The sequence below is a fragment of the Acinetobacter sp. ACNIH3 genome (assembly GCF_002918965.1).
GTDB lineage: Bacteria > Pseudomonadota > Gammaproteobacteria > Pseudomonadales > Moraxellaceae > Acinetobacter > Acinetobacter schindleri.
The window spans coordinates 162,704-178,230 of sequence record NZ_PQLP01000001.1; the positions used below are offsets into that span (position 1 = coordinate 162,704).

Consider the following 15,527-nt stretch of genomic DNA (forward strand, 5'->3'; position numbering starts at 1 on the left):
GAGTCGACAAGATGAAAAAGATAGCAAAAGTCATGATAAATAAAGTCTATCGTCAGAACTTGCTGGCTGCCAGTATTGCAGCGCTGTGTACGGCAATGGTGGCAAGCAGTGTTACCCAAGCCAGTGATATTGATATTTATCAGGAAGCCCAGAGCGGTACGATTACCCTGATGTTTATGCTGGATACTTCGGGAAGTATGTTTGCCAATCGTAAGGGCTTATCTGTCACTGGTGGCGGGAGCAGTGCTTGTGATATTGGTAGTGTCAGCGCATCTTCAAATACTGGTTATGAAACAGCAACAACCGCAAGACCCTATATTCGCCAATATTGTACTGTCGCATTGAGTAATGCAAATTCCACGGTCAGAAGTGGTGTAAAAGTCAAAGATGTATGTACCCTTTCAGGTAGTTCATATCGTTGCTACGACCGTATTACGCGACTAAAAGATGGGATGTATGACTTATTGTATGGTAACGCAACGGAAAATATAACAAGATTGGCAGATGACTTAATCATCGGGTTATCGGATTACTCGGGAAATCGTACAGGAACGAGTAATAGTGGGCGAGTGATGGTGCCTGCCAGACGTTTAGATGCAAGTGTTACGCATTCAAAACAAGAGTATCAACTTATAGGGAATAGCACCAGTAACTATACTTACAAAGTATGTTCGGTAATGACCCCTGATGGGACATGTACGACATGGATAGCTTATATACCTAGTGGAAGCAATGCAACGAATAAACTTAATACTTTTAATAGCTTAGTGGCTGGATATACGCCTTCTAGCTCTGGCAGTGGAACTTCAACTACAGTTACCTACTCTAGGAGTGTAACCCAAACACATCGTCAATGGTTGATTGATGCGATTACCAATGAACCAGCATCTGGTGGTATTGGTATGAATCTGGATAATAACTGGACAAACTATACCCCCACAGCGACTACATATGTGGATACCGCAGCTTACTTGATGGGAACAACCACAAGAACAGGAACAAATAGTGGTTTTGCTGCTTCAAGTGATAGTACCAAGAACCCGAGTAATACCAATAACTTTTTAGCCCCTCAATCTGTTCGAGATGAATTGGCTCAACCAGTCAGTTCAAAAAGTTGTAGTGGTACAGGGATTTATGTATTAACTGATGGTGAACCACGTACAGGGACGGGAAGCAATGAAGCCAATGCTCAGGTATTAATCCGTCAGGCATTGAGTGATAGTAATTATTCCTGTACGGGAAATACCAGTTACTTGGATGGTGGTGCATATACGGGTGGCTGGCGATGTATCAGTAATTTTGCCGTATCATTGTTAAATAATAACTATAATGATACCCCTGCCCCGATTTTTAAAAAGGTTAAAATTAAAACCGCAGTAGTCGGTTTTGGTTCTATGTTTGAGGGTCTGCCTGACTATAAAACAGAAGTCAAAACTCTTGAAACGCAAGCTGCAAGACTTAAAAAGATTACCGATACCTCTATTAGCGGAACTGCTGCCGTAGATGTCAAAAATACTGCAAAATGGGGAATTTTGGGGGAGGGTGGCTATTACAGTGGTTCAGAGCCAAGGGATATTGTCGATAGTGTAAACGCATTCCTCGGCGACCTTGCGACTGAAATTCCTGCAGTCACCACAGGTTCACCGACCATTCCACAAGATGCTTTAAACCCTTCCATCTTGCAGAATAAAGCCTATTATCCACAATTCCAGCCAACGCCTGAAAAACCTTATAGACTTTGGGTCGGTAATCTGAAAAAGTACCTCGTCAGCAGCACAGGGGTTTTAAAGGATAAAAAAAGTAATAATATTATTGATAACAAAGGTCGAATCATTGCTAACTATGACTATTGGTCGCCTGATGTAGATGATACAGTTCAAGATGCTGATGTAAATACCTATGGTAGTATCAAATATGCACAACAAGGCGGTGTATGGTCGCAGCTCAAACTTCGTACCGCTGCCAATGGCACAATACAGCGTAAATTGCTCACTAACCGTGTTCGTACCGGTACAGCCTTTAGCAGCAGCAATGATACCTTGCGTACAGTCAATCTTGACTATATCAATACCTACAGCGATGACCCAAATCGTGGTTATCTCATGAGCTTGCTTGGCTATCCAATTAGTGTAGCTGATGCGGAAACACCTGCCAATATTACCATAACCACTTTGGCGGCAGCCACAGCAGACCTGCGCCAAATCGGTGCAGTCATGCACTCAACTCCTGTATTGGTCACCAATAAAGGTAAAATCGGCTATAACTCAAGCACGAAAAAAATTACCTCAACTGGACGAGAAGATTATGTCTTGTTTGGTACAACACAAGGTTTACTGCACGTGGTCGATGCTTCAACAGGTGAGGAAAAATTTGCCTTTGTTCCCAATGAAATGATTGAAAACCAGAAACAGGCATTTTTAACCTCAACCGCAACCAGTGGCGGTATGAATAACCTATTCTATGGCGTAGATGGTGCATGGACATTACATACCGAATATGTAATTGATGATTTAGGCTACCTCACCACAGGTACAGGTAAAAACTCACTCAAAGGTAAACAGCTGGCGGTCGGTGGTCTGCGTATGGGCGGACGTGGCTATTATGGTCTGGATTTATCCGATATCGACAGTCCAGCACTCAAATTTAATATCAATCCGACAGCCCCCTATACATCATGTAGCAATAGCAATCCACTGGCTTGTATGGGGCAAAGCTGGTCTAAACCAAATCTTGCTTATGTAAACTGGGGCGGTACTCGCAAATTGGTGATGTTTGTCGGGGGGGGGTACGATAGTGGCTATGAAGCACATAATTACGACCAGACTGACAGCAAAAAAGGTGCAGGCGTATATATGTTTAGTGCCGAAGGTATCGATGCTGGTAGTTTACTTTGGTGGGCAAATGCCAATGCAACCACAAGCGATACGGACACTGATAGCGGTACAATCGGCACAAATGATAACAACCTGAAATATAGTGTGGTGAGTGAAATCCGTACAGTCGATAGAGATGGTGATGATTTGGTCGATCATCTGTATTTTGGTGATTTGGGCGGTCAAGTGTTCCGGGTGGATTTGAATAATAAAGCTGCAACATTGGGCAGATTTGCAACCCGAGTACAGCGTATCATTGACCTGAATACAGATACAACAGCAGGTAAACGCCCTCGTTTCTATGATGCACCCTCATTCTCACTATATAGTGAAAAAGGTACAACTTTTGCAGTAATATCTATTGGTAGTGGTAATCGTAGTTCGCCATTGCAAGACTACACCGATGGTACAGAAGGTTATGACCATGACGCAATTTATAATGTCTATGATAAAGATGTGGCAGACAAAAATTTGTATGGTAGCTACACTATCAAAACCGATAGCGTCACCAAAGCCCAAATGGGAGAGGTCACCGATACGAACCGTAATGTAAATACAACACTGGTCGCACCTTATACTGGAAAAGGCTGGTTCTATAAATTCCAGTCCGATCAACTGCAAAGTGAAAAAGTCTTTGGTACACCACTTGTCATGAACTATCGGTTATATGTATCCACATATGACGGTAGTAAAGACGGGATTTCAGGCGACTGTGGTGCAGGGGTCAAAGGTGATAGTTTCCTTAACCGCTTCTGTATGCCGTTTGGACAGTGTGCTATTGCAGATGCAGGCAATAGCTCAACCTGCGTGGGTGCAGATTGTGATAAAACCAAATTGGGAGCAGGGATTCATACCGTGACTATTCGAGGTGATGAGCCAGCCGATGCAATCACACCAGACCCAGATAATCCACCAGCAGTAGGAGATACAAGTGCTAGTAACTATTGTCTAAGCACAGGTAGTCGTGCGGCATATACTCCGCTGGGTGGAGGTACAGGTGAACAGACTAAAATTTGCCTAATTCCACAACGCTGGTATGAAAAACTGCAATAAAGGGGGGGGGGTATGCAAAAACGGATTGAAAATATTACTCGTTTAAGCTCAAGCATGGTTTTGCGGGAGCTTCATTTAGCTCACTCGAAGTATGGATTATTATTTAGTACAACCGCAAATAAGGAATATATTCCGCAAGTCGAAGCAAAACGTAAAAGTTTTATTTATCGTTGTTCAGGTTTTACGCTCATTGAACTTATGGTTGTGGTTGTGATTGTGGCAATCTTTGCTGCAATCGCTATCCCAAGCTATCAAGCCCAAGTTCGTAAAGCTCAAGCAGCACAGGCACAGCAAGAAGTACAGCGTATTGCCAGTGAGCTAGAACGGTGGAAATCACGCAATTTCAACTATCTTGGCTATAACTTGGCAGCAAAGACTATCAATGGTTATGCCAGCTTTACGGTAACCGATGGACTTGAACCGACTAAAGCCCTTACAGACTCTAATGTTGCAGGGCAAAGTTGGGTGATTGTTGCTGAAAATGCAGATGATAGCAATTATAGTTTTCTCATGACGAGTACAGGCATACAGTGTAAAAATAAATCTTATGACAATATCGAGGACAATATTAAAGGAGCAGATGATGCTAGTTGTGGCACGGGAGCGGAAACATGGTAATGCAAACTTATCAACGAGCATTCACGCTTATTGAGCTGATGATAGTTGTTGCTATTATTGGTATTCTGGCTGCAATTGCTTATCCCTCCTATCAACAACACGTGCGTAAAACAAAAAGAACGGAGATGCAGGCAAGTATGCTGCAGATTGCTTCCCAGATACAGCGTTATAAAATTGCAAATTTTAAGGTAAAAGGCGCAGTTGCTAATGATTTCGGGATTAAAGCAGCCTATCCGGAACAAGGAACTCCTCTTTATACAGTAGCTTTAAAATGGATTGATACAGATGGGAGTGTAAAAAATACGACACCTTTAGGTTCTGAAAGATGGGTCTTGATTGCAACACCAATTTCGACTGCAACACAATATCGTGATGGCCATATTGGTTTAAATTTTAAAGGTGAGCGTTGTTGGACCCAAGGTACAGATAATTCTGGTACAGCATGTACTCCATCTGCCATATCAAACTGGGACGGACGCTAACTAAATTCAAAATTGTGGATAACCAACTTTTGATCTTTCATTCAGGGCAAAATTCACGTAAAATACTGCCCTCTATGAAAGGGGTTTGAAATGTGTCGATGGTCGATGCAGGGATAATCCGTAAAAACTATAAGGTTCTATCATGGTTGTTATTCGTCTTGCACGCGGTGGTGCTAAAAAACGTCCGTTCTATCAAATCATTGTGACTGATAGCCGTAATGCACGTGACGGTCGTTTCATCGAACGTATCGGTTTCTTCAACCCTACAGCTCAAGGTAAAGCAGAAAAACTTCGTTTAGATGCTGACCGTTTTGCTCACTGGGTTTCTCAAGGTGCTCAACCTTCTGAACGTGTTGCTTCTCTAGCTGCTCAAGCTAAGAAAGCTGCAGCTGCTGCTTAATTTTAAGGTAGCAAGTAGCCCATGACACCAACACAGAATGTTCCCGAAGATCGTATTCAGATTGGACAGCTACGTTCAGCATATGGATTAAATGGGTGGCTCTGGGTCTATTCCAATACAGAACCTATGAGCAACATATTTGACTATCTGCCTTGGTACATTGAGACCAAAGCAGGTTGGCAAATTGTTGATGTAAAACGTTGGAAACCGCATGGCAAAGGCTTGGTTGTTTCGCTGAAAGGTGTGGTTGACCGCACTGGGGCGGACGAATTGGTTGGTGCAAATGTCTGGATTTCAAAATCGCAACTGCCTCAACCAGGCGTGGACGAGTATTACTGGTCAGATTTGAAAGGCTTAATCGTATTAGGTTTGGATGATGAACAGGAAGTCAATCTCGGTCAAATCCACGAAATGTTTGAAACAGGTGCCAACGACGTGATGGTAGTTCGCGCTACTGCTGATAGCGTTAATGGCGAAGAGCGAATGATTCCATGGCATAAAGATGTGGTACAACGCGTTGATCTCGAAGCGGGTCGTATCTATGTCAATTGGGGCGTAGACTACTAACATTTTTGGAAACACGGGAGTCTGCGATGTTTTTTGCAGTCATTACGCTTTTTCCTGAAATGTTTGAAGCGATTACACGTTTCGGTATTAGCGGGCGCGCAGCACAACGTGATTTGATGCAAATTCATTGCATCAATCCACGCGAATTTGCTGAAGGGAATTACAAACGGGTGGATGAGCGCCCATTTGGTGGTGGTCCCGGTATGGTGATGATGGCTGAGCCATTAGCGAAAGCAATTCATCGCGCCAAAGAGCTTGCAACGCAAGCGGGTGCAGTTCATGTTCCTGTGGTATATATGTCACCGCAAGGAAAAACCTTAAATGAACCTGCGGTACAGGACTTCGTTAAATATGACGGACTAATTGTATTGTGCGGACGTTATGAAGGTGTCGATGAGCGTTTGATCCAGAAATATGTTGATCAGGAATGGTCGATTGGAGATTACGTGTTGTCGGGTGGTGAACTCCCTGCGATGGTTTTATTGGACAGTATTATCCGGAGACTTCCGGGTGCGATGTCGGATGAACAATCCCATGTGCAAGACTCATTTGTGGATGGTCTTTTAGATTGCCCACAATATACCAAGCCAGACCATTTTGAGGGTATGGATGTGCCAGACGTTTTAAAATCGGGACATCATGCCAATATTGAAAAATGGCGTTTTTTGCAGCGTTATCAGCGTACGCTTGAACGTCGACCTGAATTGGTCGAACAAGTCGAACTGACAAAGCAACAAAAAAAATGGCTAAAAGATTTGCAAGGAAATAGATCTTAATTTATTCTCCGAGCGCAAAAGGCAAGAAGCTTCGCTTTTTTGCCACACTTAAATAGACTCTTTATGCATTGAAGCGGTCAAGCATAAAGGGAAAGTCAATCGGGTCTATGCGCTTTAGCCTCTAGCCCCAGTGGATATCAGACCTCTTCTGACCCACAATATTGGAGATACCCCATGAGCGGTAAGCATCCTTTAGTTCAAGCTGTTGAAAATGCTCAGCTTAAACAAGACATCCCAGCTTTTGCACCAGGTGACACAGTAGTTGTCCAAGTAAAAGTAAAAGAAGGCGACCGTGAACGTCTACAGGCGTTTGAAGGCGTTGTAATCGCTAAGAAAAACCGTGGTCTGAACTCTGCGTTCACAGTACGTAAAATTTCTAGCGGTGTTGGCGTTGAGCGTGTATTCCAAACTCACTCTCCAATCGTTGCTAAGATTGAAGTGAAACGTCGTGGTGATGTTCGTCGTGCTAAACTTTACTACCTACGTGAACTTTCTGGTAAAGCTGCACGTATTCGTGAAAAGTTGCCAGCTCGTAAACAAGGTTAATTTTAACCTTGCTTCCAAGCAAAAAAATGCGCCTTTCGGCGCATTTTTTATGTCTGAATTTTAGGTTTATAAACCTTGCAGTTCTAAACGGTTGGCATGTTGGCTGTAAACATTGACAGGATCCGGCGCAAAAGTCCCTTTGATGCCAAACATCAAGTTAATTTCATCTAAATGATTCCATGGATAATCATCACGGATAGTTTTACCAAATTTTGCAATACACATCGATACGATACCATCATTGGCACCTTCTTTATAGGCAGATAATCTATTTAAGGCTTTGATGACCACATCACTGATATCTAAAGCATTGGTTGTAGGCTGATTACCGGTGATTGAATATAGTGCTCTTGATATTTTCCTTCACCACATTTCTTTAAGAATAGTCCCGTATTAAAATGTTGGTTAAATTCGGCTGTTCCTTCCATAGAAGTGCTATGACCGGCTGCCAATGCGCTGTATGGGAACGTTTGCCCATCTAGTCCTTATGCCCACATCAGTACATTTCCGAAGGGATTAATCAGTACATTCAGTAGTTCAGCAGTGCCTGTACTATTTGCTAGATTCATCACATCAGATAGATACAACAACCGTGCCTTGATTGGCACCGCCTACCGTTAGTACAGAGACAGTTCGCTTAGGCATCACACCCACAGCATAACGTACCGCATGTGCACCATGGCTATAGCCAATTAAATTGAGTTTTTTCGTACTTCTAATGGCTAGGACTTTATGAAGTTGAGCCACATATTGCTCGCCACGTAATTCGCTTAAATGGGGACATACGTATTGCAAAAGCGGTGGAACCATTTCGTGCCAAATCAGGCAGGATTTGGTATCAATAATCCATTGCTAAATTTTCTGTTGCTAAGCGATTAAAGCCGAGAAGTCCATGTGCAAAGACAATCGGATATTGGGTTTTTGCATAGCTTGATATGATAAATTTTGTTTCTGCCTGTTGGAGAGGAGAGGTGTTGGTTTGAACCTTCAAGGTTGATGTCATGGCTAACAGCATCAATGCAATATTAAGTTTCATAAAGCTCCATTTTAAGAAGATATGAAAAAGCCCTACTCATGTTGACTAGGGCTGATCATACAAATTGCTTTATAAGCCTTGTAGTTTTAACCGGTTGGCATGTTGACGGTAAACATCCACCGGATCTGGAGCAAACAGGTTTTTCAAGCCAAGCACCATATTCACTTCATCCAGATGGTTCCAGTTGTAATTATCACGAATGGTTTTACCGAACTTGGCGCTACAGCGTGATACCAGCCCATCATTTTCTTTGCCACCATCAATGAGCAGGGCAGTGACTTTAAGTGCTGAATCAGGATCAAGCTGGTTCGTGACTTGACCAACACCTGTGAATGAATAGTTGTAAATGCCTTTCTGTTGATAGGCACCTTCACCACAAGCTGTAGTTGGCATACCAATTGGATATTTCTGATTAAATTTTGCAGATCCTGCCAAGGTTAGACTGCTGCCACCCGCCAGAGAGTCATGTGGGAAACTGTTTGGATCCAGACCTTGTGCCCAAGTAATGGCTTTAGATACCAGATTGATTCCCCCTACTAAAGGACCTTGTACAGGTGTTCCTTCTGCTTGCAGGATCAGGTCTGCAACAGGGGAACCTTTATGTGGTGCGCCGACTGAAGTCAGAGAAGCAACCAGAGCAGGTGCTACACCTGCGACATAGCGAATGGTTGGACCGCCGTGAGAATGACCAATCAAGTTAACTTTTTCTGCACCGGTAATCGCCAGAATTTCTTCAACTTGATGTTGAAGTTGTTCACCGCGGATTTCGGAGGAATTGAATGGTGAAACACGGGTTGCCCAGACATTGGCGCCGTTACGCGCCAGATCTGGCAGAATTTGGTACCAGTAATCTAAGCCAAACTGATCGGTACCGATCTGAATAAAGCCCGCCATGCCATGTGCAAAAACAATTGGATATTTGGTTTTCGCATAGCTGGAGCTGGCTTTTGCAGTGACCTGACTGGCTTGGGTGGATGCCTGAGTGCTGAGACATGAACCCGCCAGCAGCAGACCAGTGATTAGTACTCTACATTTCATTATATTTTCCTCACTTTGTTGTTTTAACCGGATGATCCTCATCCCGTTGTGCAAAGTTCCCTTATCGCAGGAACTCAGTTTTCTATGCTGTTACGGCTATAAAGGTGGTGCTTGATTAAAAAATAAGGGTCAGCCAATCGGGAAACCCGCAGCAAAAACTTAAGTGATCTATTATTTTTCCATTACAGCTTTCAGATCACGGATAAGCCAAATAAAAAAGAATCAGAAAAAAAGCCCATATTTCACTGGAAATATAGGCACTCGCGTTATAAGCCCTGTAATTTGAGTCGGTTGGCGTGCTGGCGATAGAGAGCAACCGGATCTGGTGCAAACATCCCTTTTAGACCAAACATCATATTGGCCAGATCAGTATGGTTAAGTTTGTACTGGTCATGGATGACTTTACCCATGAACGCGCTACAACGTGACACCATGCCATCATTGTCTTTATTGTCATATGATAAAGGACCTAACTGCATCAGGATCGTATCAATATCCAGAGCATTGGTAGCTTGGGCTACGCCTGTCCAGGAATAGTAATGAATGCCTTTGCTGTCTTGCTGTTTTAAATTTTTATTGCAGTTTTCGGTGGAAGCCAGTACACCATCTTTCACCATTTGCTGTGCCACGCTGGCATTAAAGGTATTAGATCCGGTCTGGGTCAGAGATTTCATGGAGGCATCAAAATCAATTTCCAGTTCCGGCTTCAACTGACCGAGTGCAATCAAAGGTCCAACAATATAATCACCTAGAATGTTGAAGGCAGTACGGCTCAGGCTATTGTTCTGGATATCATCTGCGACTTTGGAACCGTGGTAGGTGCCTGCCACGCCGGTAATCGAAGCGATATACTGCGGTTGGGTCGCTGCAACATAGAGTACCGTCGGCCCACCATGGGAATGACCAATCAAGTTCAGTTTTTTCTTGCCGGTAATGGCCAGAACATCTTCAACCTGATGAATCAGTTGTTCACCGCGATGCATCGTGGTATTTGCCGGAGACAATTGTGCAGCAAATACGGTCGAGCCATTACGAGCCATATCCGGCAGAATCTGATACCAGTAATCCAGTCCGATACTATCGGTACTAATGCGTGACCAGCCTAGCCAGCCATGTACCATCAAGATCGGATATTTGGTTTTGGCATAATCGGACTTGGTCTTTTCGATGACTTGTGTGGCACTTGCCGCTGCCTGGGTTTGTGCAGCAAAGCTTAAGCCCAAAGCCGCTGCTAAAGTCACAGTCAGTAACTGTGCTGTCTTGTTGAAAGTACGCATAACCGTCCCTTTTTAATTTTATCGTTATTCAAGCAATCATTGCTTTTCTAGAGTGATGTAGCCCACACCATCAGACGTTTTAAAATAAAATACAGTCTTAGCCTTGAGTGGCTGAGCCATTTTTCTTTGTAAGTAGCGGTATTTTTTCATTTTAGCTGTCTAAAACCATGTCATTTGGGGACATGTTTGACAGAAGGAAGTTTAATTTTAAGTGTATTTTTTATATACACATGTATTTAAATAAAAAGTCTTTGAAATATTTATAATTTGCTTAAGTAAATTTATGTAAAAGAAAATATTTTGAAACAATCATAGAAGTAGCTCCTTGAAGTTCAAGTACAAAATTGTCCAAATAGCAGTGATAAAAAAGCCATCAACAGGTGATGGCTTTCAGGCTTAATCTGCAAAGGGTAGCTTACCTCCCTGATCATGTATCTGTTCAAAAGTTTCTACACGTAGGCGCTCTTCCGGTTTTTTGAAATGCTGCGCACGTAGCTTTTGAACTGCTTTTTGCTTGGCACTGTCATTCAGGCCGCTTTGCATGATGCTATCACGCTCATTTAAATAGCTGGTCACACTGGACTTCCAGCTCGTGCGTTTACTATCCAGATTTTCCAGACGTTGTGTGGCTTCAGGGCCAACCAGATTTAAACGCATCTGGCGGATTTCTTCAGTCGAGCCACCACGCGCTTTAATATCTGCGGTCAGTTTACGTAAATCTTCTAATTTATTTAACTGCTCCAGATTTTCCTGCCAATCTTCCGGTAACTGCTGAAATAGTTCTTTCAGTTTCTGTGCTTTTTCAGTTTCACTTAAGTTCTTATCTGCCAGAACTGCCATGCGGTCCAGCGTATATTCATGATAAGTATCTTCGGTACCAAACAGTCCTTCAATTTCATAATTAGAGAAAAATCGTTTACGCAGATTCTGGGTGCTGGTATAGATATTGCGGTAATAGGCAGGATCTTCCTGATTCAGACCGGCAGGTGGGGTTATTTCACCAAGACTTTGACGATACTGCATATAACGATCCCACAGATCCAGAATCTGGGACAGGGCAGGCTCTTTGTGGTTCTGAGAAATATAGGTCTTAAAGTCCTGCTGAATCTGTTCAATGGTTTTTTCACCGTACTGCGTAATGAAATATTCAAAACAGTTGCGGGTCTGTTCATTCACGATCAGGCGATTACTGCTATCCAGCTGCATCTTACAGTTGATTTCGGTATCCTGCTGGCTGGCGCTGGCAAAAAAAGTATTGTTCTGGGCACTGACATTCAGGGCGTTTGCTTCTGTATCTAGCATGGCTGGCTGAGCGCTATCTGGTTCATTCGAAGTCTGCTTTTCATCCTGAGGGGAAAGCCACAGTAACAGCGTGACCAGACACAGGATCACTAAAGCAACAATGATCCATATTTTATATTTCTGCATGTCCTATGCACCTTTATTTTGTTTTTCTTCAATTATTATCAAGAAATGAATCGGCTCAATATGCCATAAATACAGATTGAATAGCATAGAAAAGTTGTAAAACATTGACCAGGGTTTTACCATTGCGCCAACTTAAAAATTGTCTGATTTTTTGCCATGAAATCTTCATCTCCTAAAATTCAGCGTCGTCATATCAGCGGTGTGTTCCTGTTAAATAAGCCTCTAGGCATCAGCTCAAATGCTGCACTGCAAAAAGTACGCTGGCTGTATCGTGCGCAAAAAGCCGGACACACAGGTGCGCTGGATCCATTGGCATCTGGTTTATTGCCAGTCTGTCTGGGAGAAGCGACCAAGTTTTCGCATTATCTGCTGGATTCCACCAAACGTTATCAAACGACTATTTTTCTAGGTCATAGCACGACTACCGGTGATGTCGAGGGGGAAATCCTGCTTGAACAAGCTGTTCCTGAACTGAATGAACAGCTAATCAAGGATACGATTGCCCAATTTGTTGGGGAAATCCAGCAAGTACCACCGATGTATTCAGCGCTTAAAAAAGAAGGTCGTCCGCTGTATGAGCTGGCGCGTAAAGGTATTGAAATTGAGCGTGAAGCGCGTCCAATTACCATTTATGCCATCGAACTTTTATCTTTTACTGAAAATAGCATCACGCTGGACGTGACCTGTTCTAAAGGCACGTATATCCGTGTACTGGGTGAAGATATTGCCAAGGCATTGGGTACTTATGGTCATCTGACTTATTTGCATCGTACGCAAACGGGTCATTTTGACATCATTCCAAGTTATACCATTGAATATCTGGAAAGCCTGAGCGAAGAAGAGCGTGAAGCTTTATTGCTACCGGCTTATGCGCCAGTGCAGCATTTTCCGCAGGTTCAAGCCCCAGAAGGCCGTGCTGAATATTTTAGCCATGGTATGGAAAGTAATATTGACCATCCGGCAGAGCCACAAGTGCTGGTATTTGAGGGTGAGAAATGTCTGGGCTTGGCAGAAATTACCGATCGTAAGCGTCTGGTGCCGAAGCGTGTGTTAAATCTCTAGTAAATATTAAGAGAAAGTTGAGATGGACATCGAGATCATCATCAGTCTGATTGGCTTTGCCTTTATGGCAGGGGCAATTGATGCCGCCGTTGGTGGTGGTGGTCTGATCCAGATTCCAGCGATTATGAGCAGCCTACCGTATCTGCAGCCAGCGACCGTGTTCGGCACCAATAAGCTGGCTTCCATTTTTGGCACTGCCTCTGCGGCACTTTCCTATTTGCGACAGGTAAAATTGCCGTGGGCTTTGCTCGGCGTGGTTGCCTTATGTAGCTATATCAGTTCTTTTGCTGGCGCGGCCAGTGTCACGCTAATTCCGGTCGATATTCTCAAGCCTTTTGTGCTGGTCATGCTGATCGTGATCGCGGTCTATACTTTCATGGAAAAACAGTTCGGCCGGGTACATGTCGAGCAAAAATTGACACGGAAAATGCTGATGTTCGCTGCCATTGGTAGCTTGATGATCGGGTTTTATGACGGAATTTTTGGTCCGGGCACGGGCAGTTTCTTTATATTTTTCTTTATCCGTTATCTGAGCGTGGATTTTTTACATGCGTCAGCACTTTCGAAAATTGCCAATTTCACTACGAATCTGGCTGCACTGAGTTTCTTTATTCCAACAGGTCATGTGCTGTTTATGGTCGGTGCCATGATGGCGGTGGCGAATATTGCAGGCTCGATTGTTGGGGTGAAACTGGCCTTTAAATATGGCAGTGGTTTTATCCGGATTCTGTTTCTCATATTGGTCAGTTTGCTGATCTGCCGGATGGCTTATCAGATGTTTTTGATTTAAAAATAGATGTAAACCATTCTCGATATTAAAGTTTTTTATACAATTTCTACTTATAAAACCTCCTGAACCCTTGCCATTTCCTCTTTATGATGCAAAAAGGCATGACAAAAACAGGAGAAAAATTACATGACCACCATTTTTGAAGCACTCAGGGAAAGTCATGAAATTCAGCGTGATCTCGCTGAAAAACTATTACAAACTTCCGGGGATACGGCAGAACGCCGTGAGTTGTTCAAGCAGCTTAAAAACGAACTCTTTGCCCATGAAACTGCAGAAGACCGCTATTTCTATATTCCATTGATGATGACTGATTCGGGATTGAATATTACCCGTCATGCCTTGGCAGAACATCATGAAATGGATGAGATGATTGAAGAGCTGACTGCAACCGAATTTAGTAATCCGGGCTGGATTGCGATTGCCAAAAGACTTTCAGAAAAGGTTCATCATCACTTAAAAGAAGAAGAACATGGCTTCTTTCAGCAGGCAGGTAAAATTCTTGGAGAAGAGCAAAAGACCGCTTTAGCTGTGCAGTACAAGAATGAATATCAGCGTTATAAAGACATGAAAAAAGACATGCTGGTACAAAGTTAAGTTTTAAATTCAAAAACTATATTGCAAAAAAAGATGGCTGAACAGCCATCTTTTTTAAGAGATATTTAAGCTGTTTTTGCCTTTCTGGCCTGACGTGCAGCACGCAATGTGACCCCGACGGAAGCCAGCATAATACAGGCCAAAGCAATCCATTGTAATACGCCGATACGTTCATCAAGCAGGATAAAACCGGTTAAGGCTGCCAGCGCAGGAGAAAGGCTGGACAGGGTGCCATAGCTCATCTTGTTCAGCTGTTTAAGTGCTTTCAGATCCAGTGCATAGGGAATTGCTGTTGCCAGAATTGCAATGGTAATGGCTTTGCCCCAATGTTGGGTATCGAGGACTGCTGCAGCATTGTGATATAGTCCGAATGGAAGTAAACATAGCGCAGAAATACTGATGGCAATGGTCAGGGCATGCATACCCATATTCTGCTGTACCACACGCTGACCAAAGAAAATATAGAAGGCCCAGCATAGACCAGCACCTAATGCACAGGCAGCACCCAGCAGGTCAAACTGATGATTGGCAGCTTGTCCCCATGGCACCATCAATGCGATTCCTAAAATGGCCAGAATTACCCAGATATAATCACTGCGATTTTTAATCGATAACAGTGCCAGCCCTAGCGGTCCTACAAATTCCAGGCCGACTGCAATCCCTTGAGGCAGTCTGCCCAGTGACATATAAAACAGGATATTCATCAGGCCCAGTGCTGCACTGTAGCAGAGTAAATCTTTCCATTTGAGATAGGGCAGTCGCGAGATAATTTTCCAGGAACGGAACATCACACAGACAATAATGGCGGCAAAACATAGACGCAAAATGGTTACTGTCAGCGGGTCCAGTACAGTAAATAATTGCTTCGCAAAGGATGCACTGATCTGGTATGAAGTCATGGATAAAACCATGTACAACACAGCAAGGAGTTGGGCGTTTGGCATGGGAGTTTGATATGCCAGGCAGGCACAGAATTCAGGTCAGGGA

At 43.4% G+C, this 15,527-nt stretch carries 17 protein-coding genes; 10 read left to right on the forward strand and 7 right to left on the reverse strand.

The window, feature by feature from the left end; translation table 11 throughout:
- Nucleotides 1-11: 11 nt before the first annotated feature.
- From C3420_RS00790 to rplS, 7 genes are all read left to right on the forward strand, one after another.
- On the forward strand, nt 12-3,926 hold the full coding sequence (locus tag C3420_RS00790) for a pilus assembly protein (RefSeq protein ID WP_103799811.1): 3,915 nt from the start codon (nt 12-14) through the stop codon (nt 3,924-3,926).
- Nucleotides 3,927-4,124: 198 nt separating this feature from the next.
- On the forward strand, nt 4,125-4,544 hold the full coding sequence (locus C3420_RS00795; RefSeq protein WP_416202838.1) for a type IV pilin protein: 420 nt from the start codon (nt 4,125-4,127) through the stop codon (nt 4,542-4,544).
- The gene (locus C3420_RS00800) at nt 4,538-5,026 is read left to right on the forward strand and encodes a type IV pilin protein (RefSeq protein WP_103799812.1); all 489 of its coding nucleotides are present in this window, start codon (nt 4,538-4,540) and stop codon (nt 5,024-5,026) included. Before C3420_RS00795 ends, C3420_RS00800 begins: the two co-directional genes overlap by 7 nt.
- 142 nt (nt 5,027-5,168) lie before the next feature.
- A complete protein-coding gene (gene rpsP / locus C3420_RS00805) occupies nt 5,169-5,426 on the forward strand; it encodes a 30S ribosomal protein S16 (RefSeq protein WP_004826436.1) in 258 nt (85 codons plus the stop codon).
- 21 nt (nt 5,427-5,447) lie between these two features.
- Entirely contained in the window at nt 5,448-5,993 is a 546-nt protein-coding gene (gene rimM / locus C3420_RS00810) for a ribosome maturation factor RimM (protein WP_103799813.1), read from the forward strand.
- Between the two features lie 26 nt (nt 5,994-6,019).
- A complete protein-coding gene (trmD, locus tag C3420_RS00815) occupies nt 6,020-6,769 on the forward strand; it encodes a tRNA (guanosine(37)-N1)-methyltransferase TrmD (RefSeq protein ID WP_103799814.1) in 750 nt (249 codons plus the stop codon).
- A gap of 174 nt (nt 6,770-6,943) precedes the next feature.
- Nucleotides 6,944-7,315 carry a 50S ribosomal protein L19 gene (rplS, locus tag C3420_RS00820; protein WP_004787066.1) on the forward strand — a complete coding sequence of 124 codons (372 nt, stop codon included), beginning with the start codon at nt 6,944-6,946 and terminating at the stop codon, nt 7,313-7,315.
- A 66-nt stretch (nt 7,316-7,381) separates the two neighbouring features.
- Here the strand turns inward: rplS and C3420_RS17540 are convergent, their stop codons facing one another.
- From C3420_RS17540 to C3420_RS00850, 6 genes are all read right to left on the reverse strand, one after another.
- Nucleotides 7,382-7,606: a hypothetical protein gene (locus C3420_RS17540; RefSeq protein ID WP_228152925.1), complete on the reverse strand. Its 225-nt coding sequence runs from the start codon at nt 7,604-7,606 to the stop codon at nt 7,382-7,384.
- 282 nt (nt 7,607-7,888) lie between these two features.
- Nucleotides 7,889-8,125: a hypothetical protein gene (locus C3420_RS00830; RefSeq protein WP_103799815.1), complete on the reverse strand. Its 237-nt coding sequence runs from the start codon at nt 8,123-8,125 to the stop codon at nt 7,889-7,891.
- A gap of 28 nt (nt 8,126-8,153) precedes the next feature.
- A complete protein-coding gene (locus C3420_RS00835; RefSeq protein WP_103799816.1) occupies nt 8,154-8,351 on the reverse strand; it encodes a hypothetical protein in 198 nt (65 codons plus the stop codon).
- A 69-nt stretch (nt 8,352-8,420) separates the two neighbouring features.
- Nucleotides 8,421-9,389, reverse strand: a complete 969-nt coding sequence (locus tag C3420_RS00840) for a lipase family alpha/beta hydrolase (protein ID WP_071319818.1) — start codon at nt 9,387-9,389, stop codon at nt 8,421-8,423.
- Between the two features lie 266 nt (nt 9,390-9,655).
- Nucleotides 9,656-10,666 carry a lipase family alpha/beta hydrolase gene (locus C3420_RS00845; protein WP_103799817.1) on the reverse strand — a complete coding sequence of 337 codons (1,011 nt, stop codon included), beginning with the start codon at nt 10,664-10,666 and terminating at the stop codon, nt 9,656-9,658.
- 396 nt (nt 10,667-11,062) lie between these two features.
- Entirely contained in the window at nt 11,063-12,094 is a 1,032-nt protein-coding gene (locus tag C3420_RS00850; protein ID WP_103799818.1) for a lipase secretion chaperone, read from the reverse strand.
- Nucleotides 12,095-12,250: 156 nt separating this feature from the next.
- Between C3420_RS00850 and truB the strand changes: the two genes are divergently transcribed.
- The 3 genes from truB to C3420_RS00865 all read left to right on the forward strand — a co-directional run bounded on the left by truB (nt 12,251) and on the right by C3420_RS00865 (nt 14,540).
- Nucleotides 12,251-13,156, forward strand: a complete 906-nt coding sequence (truB, locus tag C3420_RS00855; RefSeq protein WP_103799819.1) for a tRNA pseudouridine(55) synthase TruB — start codon at nt 12,251-12,253, stop codon at nt 13,154-13,156.
- A 22-nt stretch (nt 13,157-13,178) separates the two neighbouring features.
- The gene (locus C3420_RS00860; protein WP_103799820.1) at nt 13,179-13,946 is read left to right on the forward strand and encodes a sulfite exporter TauE/SafE family protein; all 768 of its coding nucleotides are present in this window, start codon (nt 13,179-13,181) and stop codon (nt 13,944-13,946) included.
- Nucleotides 13,947-14,072: 126 nt separating this feature from the next.
- Nucleotides 14,073-14,540: a hemerythrin domain-containing protein gene (locus C3420_RS00865; RefSeq protein ID WP_004809925.1), complete on the forward strand. Its 468-nt coding sequence runs from the start codon at nt 14,073-14,075 to the stop codon at nt 14,538-14,540.
- 65 nt (nt 14,541-14,605) lie between these two features.
- Here the strand turns inward: C3420_RS00865 and C3420_RS00870 are convergent, their stop codons facing one another.
- On the reverse strand, nt 14,606-15,484 hold the full coding sequence (locus C3420_RS00870; RefSeq protein WP_103799821.1) for an EamA family transporter: 879 nt from the start codon (nt 15,482-15,484) through the stop codon (nt 14,606-14,608).
- Nucleotides 15,485-15,527: the final 43 nt, after the last annotated feature.

Bases quoted from the DNA above. Each gene is read 5' to 3' on its own strand.
- rimM (WP_103799813.1), top strand. From the start codon at position 5,448: ATGACACCAACACAGAATGTTCCCGAAGATCGTATTCAGATTGGACAG.
- C3420_RS00830 (WP_103799815.1), bottom strand. From the start codon at position 8,125: ATGGTTCCACCGCTTTTGCAATACGTATGTCCCCATTTAAGCGAATTA.
- C3420_RS00870 (WP_103799821.1), bottom strand. From the start codon at position 15,484: ATGCCAAACGCCCAACTCCTTGCTGTGTTGTACATGGTTTTATCCATG.
- truB (WP_103799819.1), top strand. From the start codon at position 12,251: ATGAAATCTTCATCTCCTAAAATTCAGCGTCGTCATATCAGCGGTGTG.
- rplS (WP_004787066.1), top strand. From the start codon at position 6,944: ATGAGCGGTAAGCATCCTTTAGTTCAAGCTGTTGAAAATGCTCAGCTT.
- C3420_RS00835 (WP_103799816.1), bottom strand. From the start codon at position 8,351: ATGAAACTTAATATTGCATTGATGCTGTTAGCCATGACATCAACCTTG.
- C3420_RS00840 (WP_071319818.1), bottom strand. From the start codon at position 9,389: ATGAAATGTAGAGTACTAATCACTGGTCTGCTGCTGGCGGGTTCATGT.
- C3420_RS00845 (WP_103799817.1), bottom strand. From the start codon at position 10,666: ATGCGTACTTTCAACAAGACAGCACAGTTACTGACTGTGACTTTAGCA.
- C3420_RS00850 (WP_103799818.1), bottom strand. From the start codon at position 12,094: ATGCAGAAATATAAAATATGGATCATTGTTGCTTTAGTGATCCTGTGT.
- C3420_RS00865 (WP_004809925.1), top strand. From the start codon at position 14,073: ATGACCACCATTTTTGAAGCACTCAGGGAAAGTCATGAAATTCAGCGT.
- trmD (WP_103799814.1), top strand. From the start codon at position 6,020: ATGTTTTTTGCAGTCATTACGCTTTTTCCTGAAATGTTTGAAGCGATT.
- C3420_RS00795 (WP_416202838.1), top strand. From the start codon at position 4,125: ATGGTTGTGGTTGTGATTGTGGCAATCTTTGCTGCAATCGCTATCCCA.
- C3420_RS00790 (WP_103799811.1), top strand. From the start codon at position 12: ATGAAAAAGATAGCAAAAGTCATGATAAATAAAGTCTATCGTCAGAAC.
- C3420_RS00860 (WP_103799820.1), top strand. From the start codon at position 13,179: ATGGACATCGAGATCATCATCAGTCTGATTGGCTTTGCCTTTATGGCA.
- C3420_RS00800 (WP_103799812.1), top strand. From the start codon at position 4,538: ATGGTAATGCAAACTTATCAACGAGCATTCACGCTTATTGAGCTGATG.
- rpsP (WP_004826436.1), top strand. From the start codon at position 5,169: ATGGTTGTTATTCGTCTTGCACGCGGTGGTGCTAAAAAACGTCCGTTC.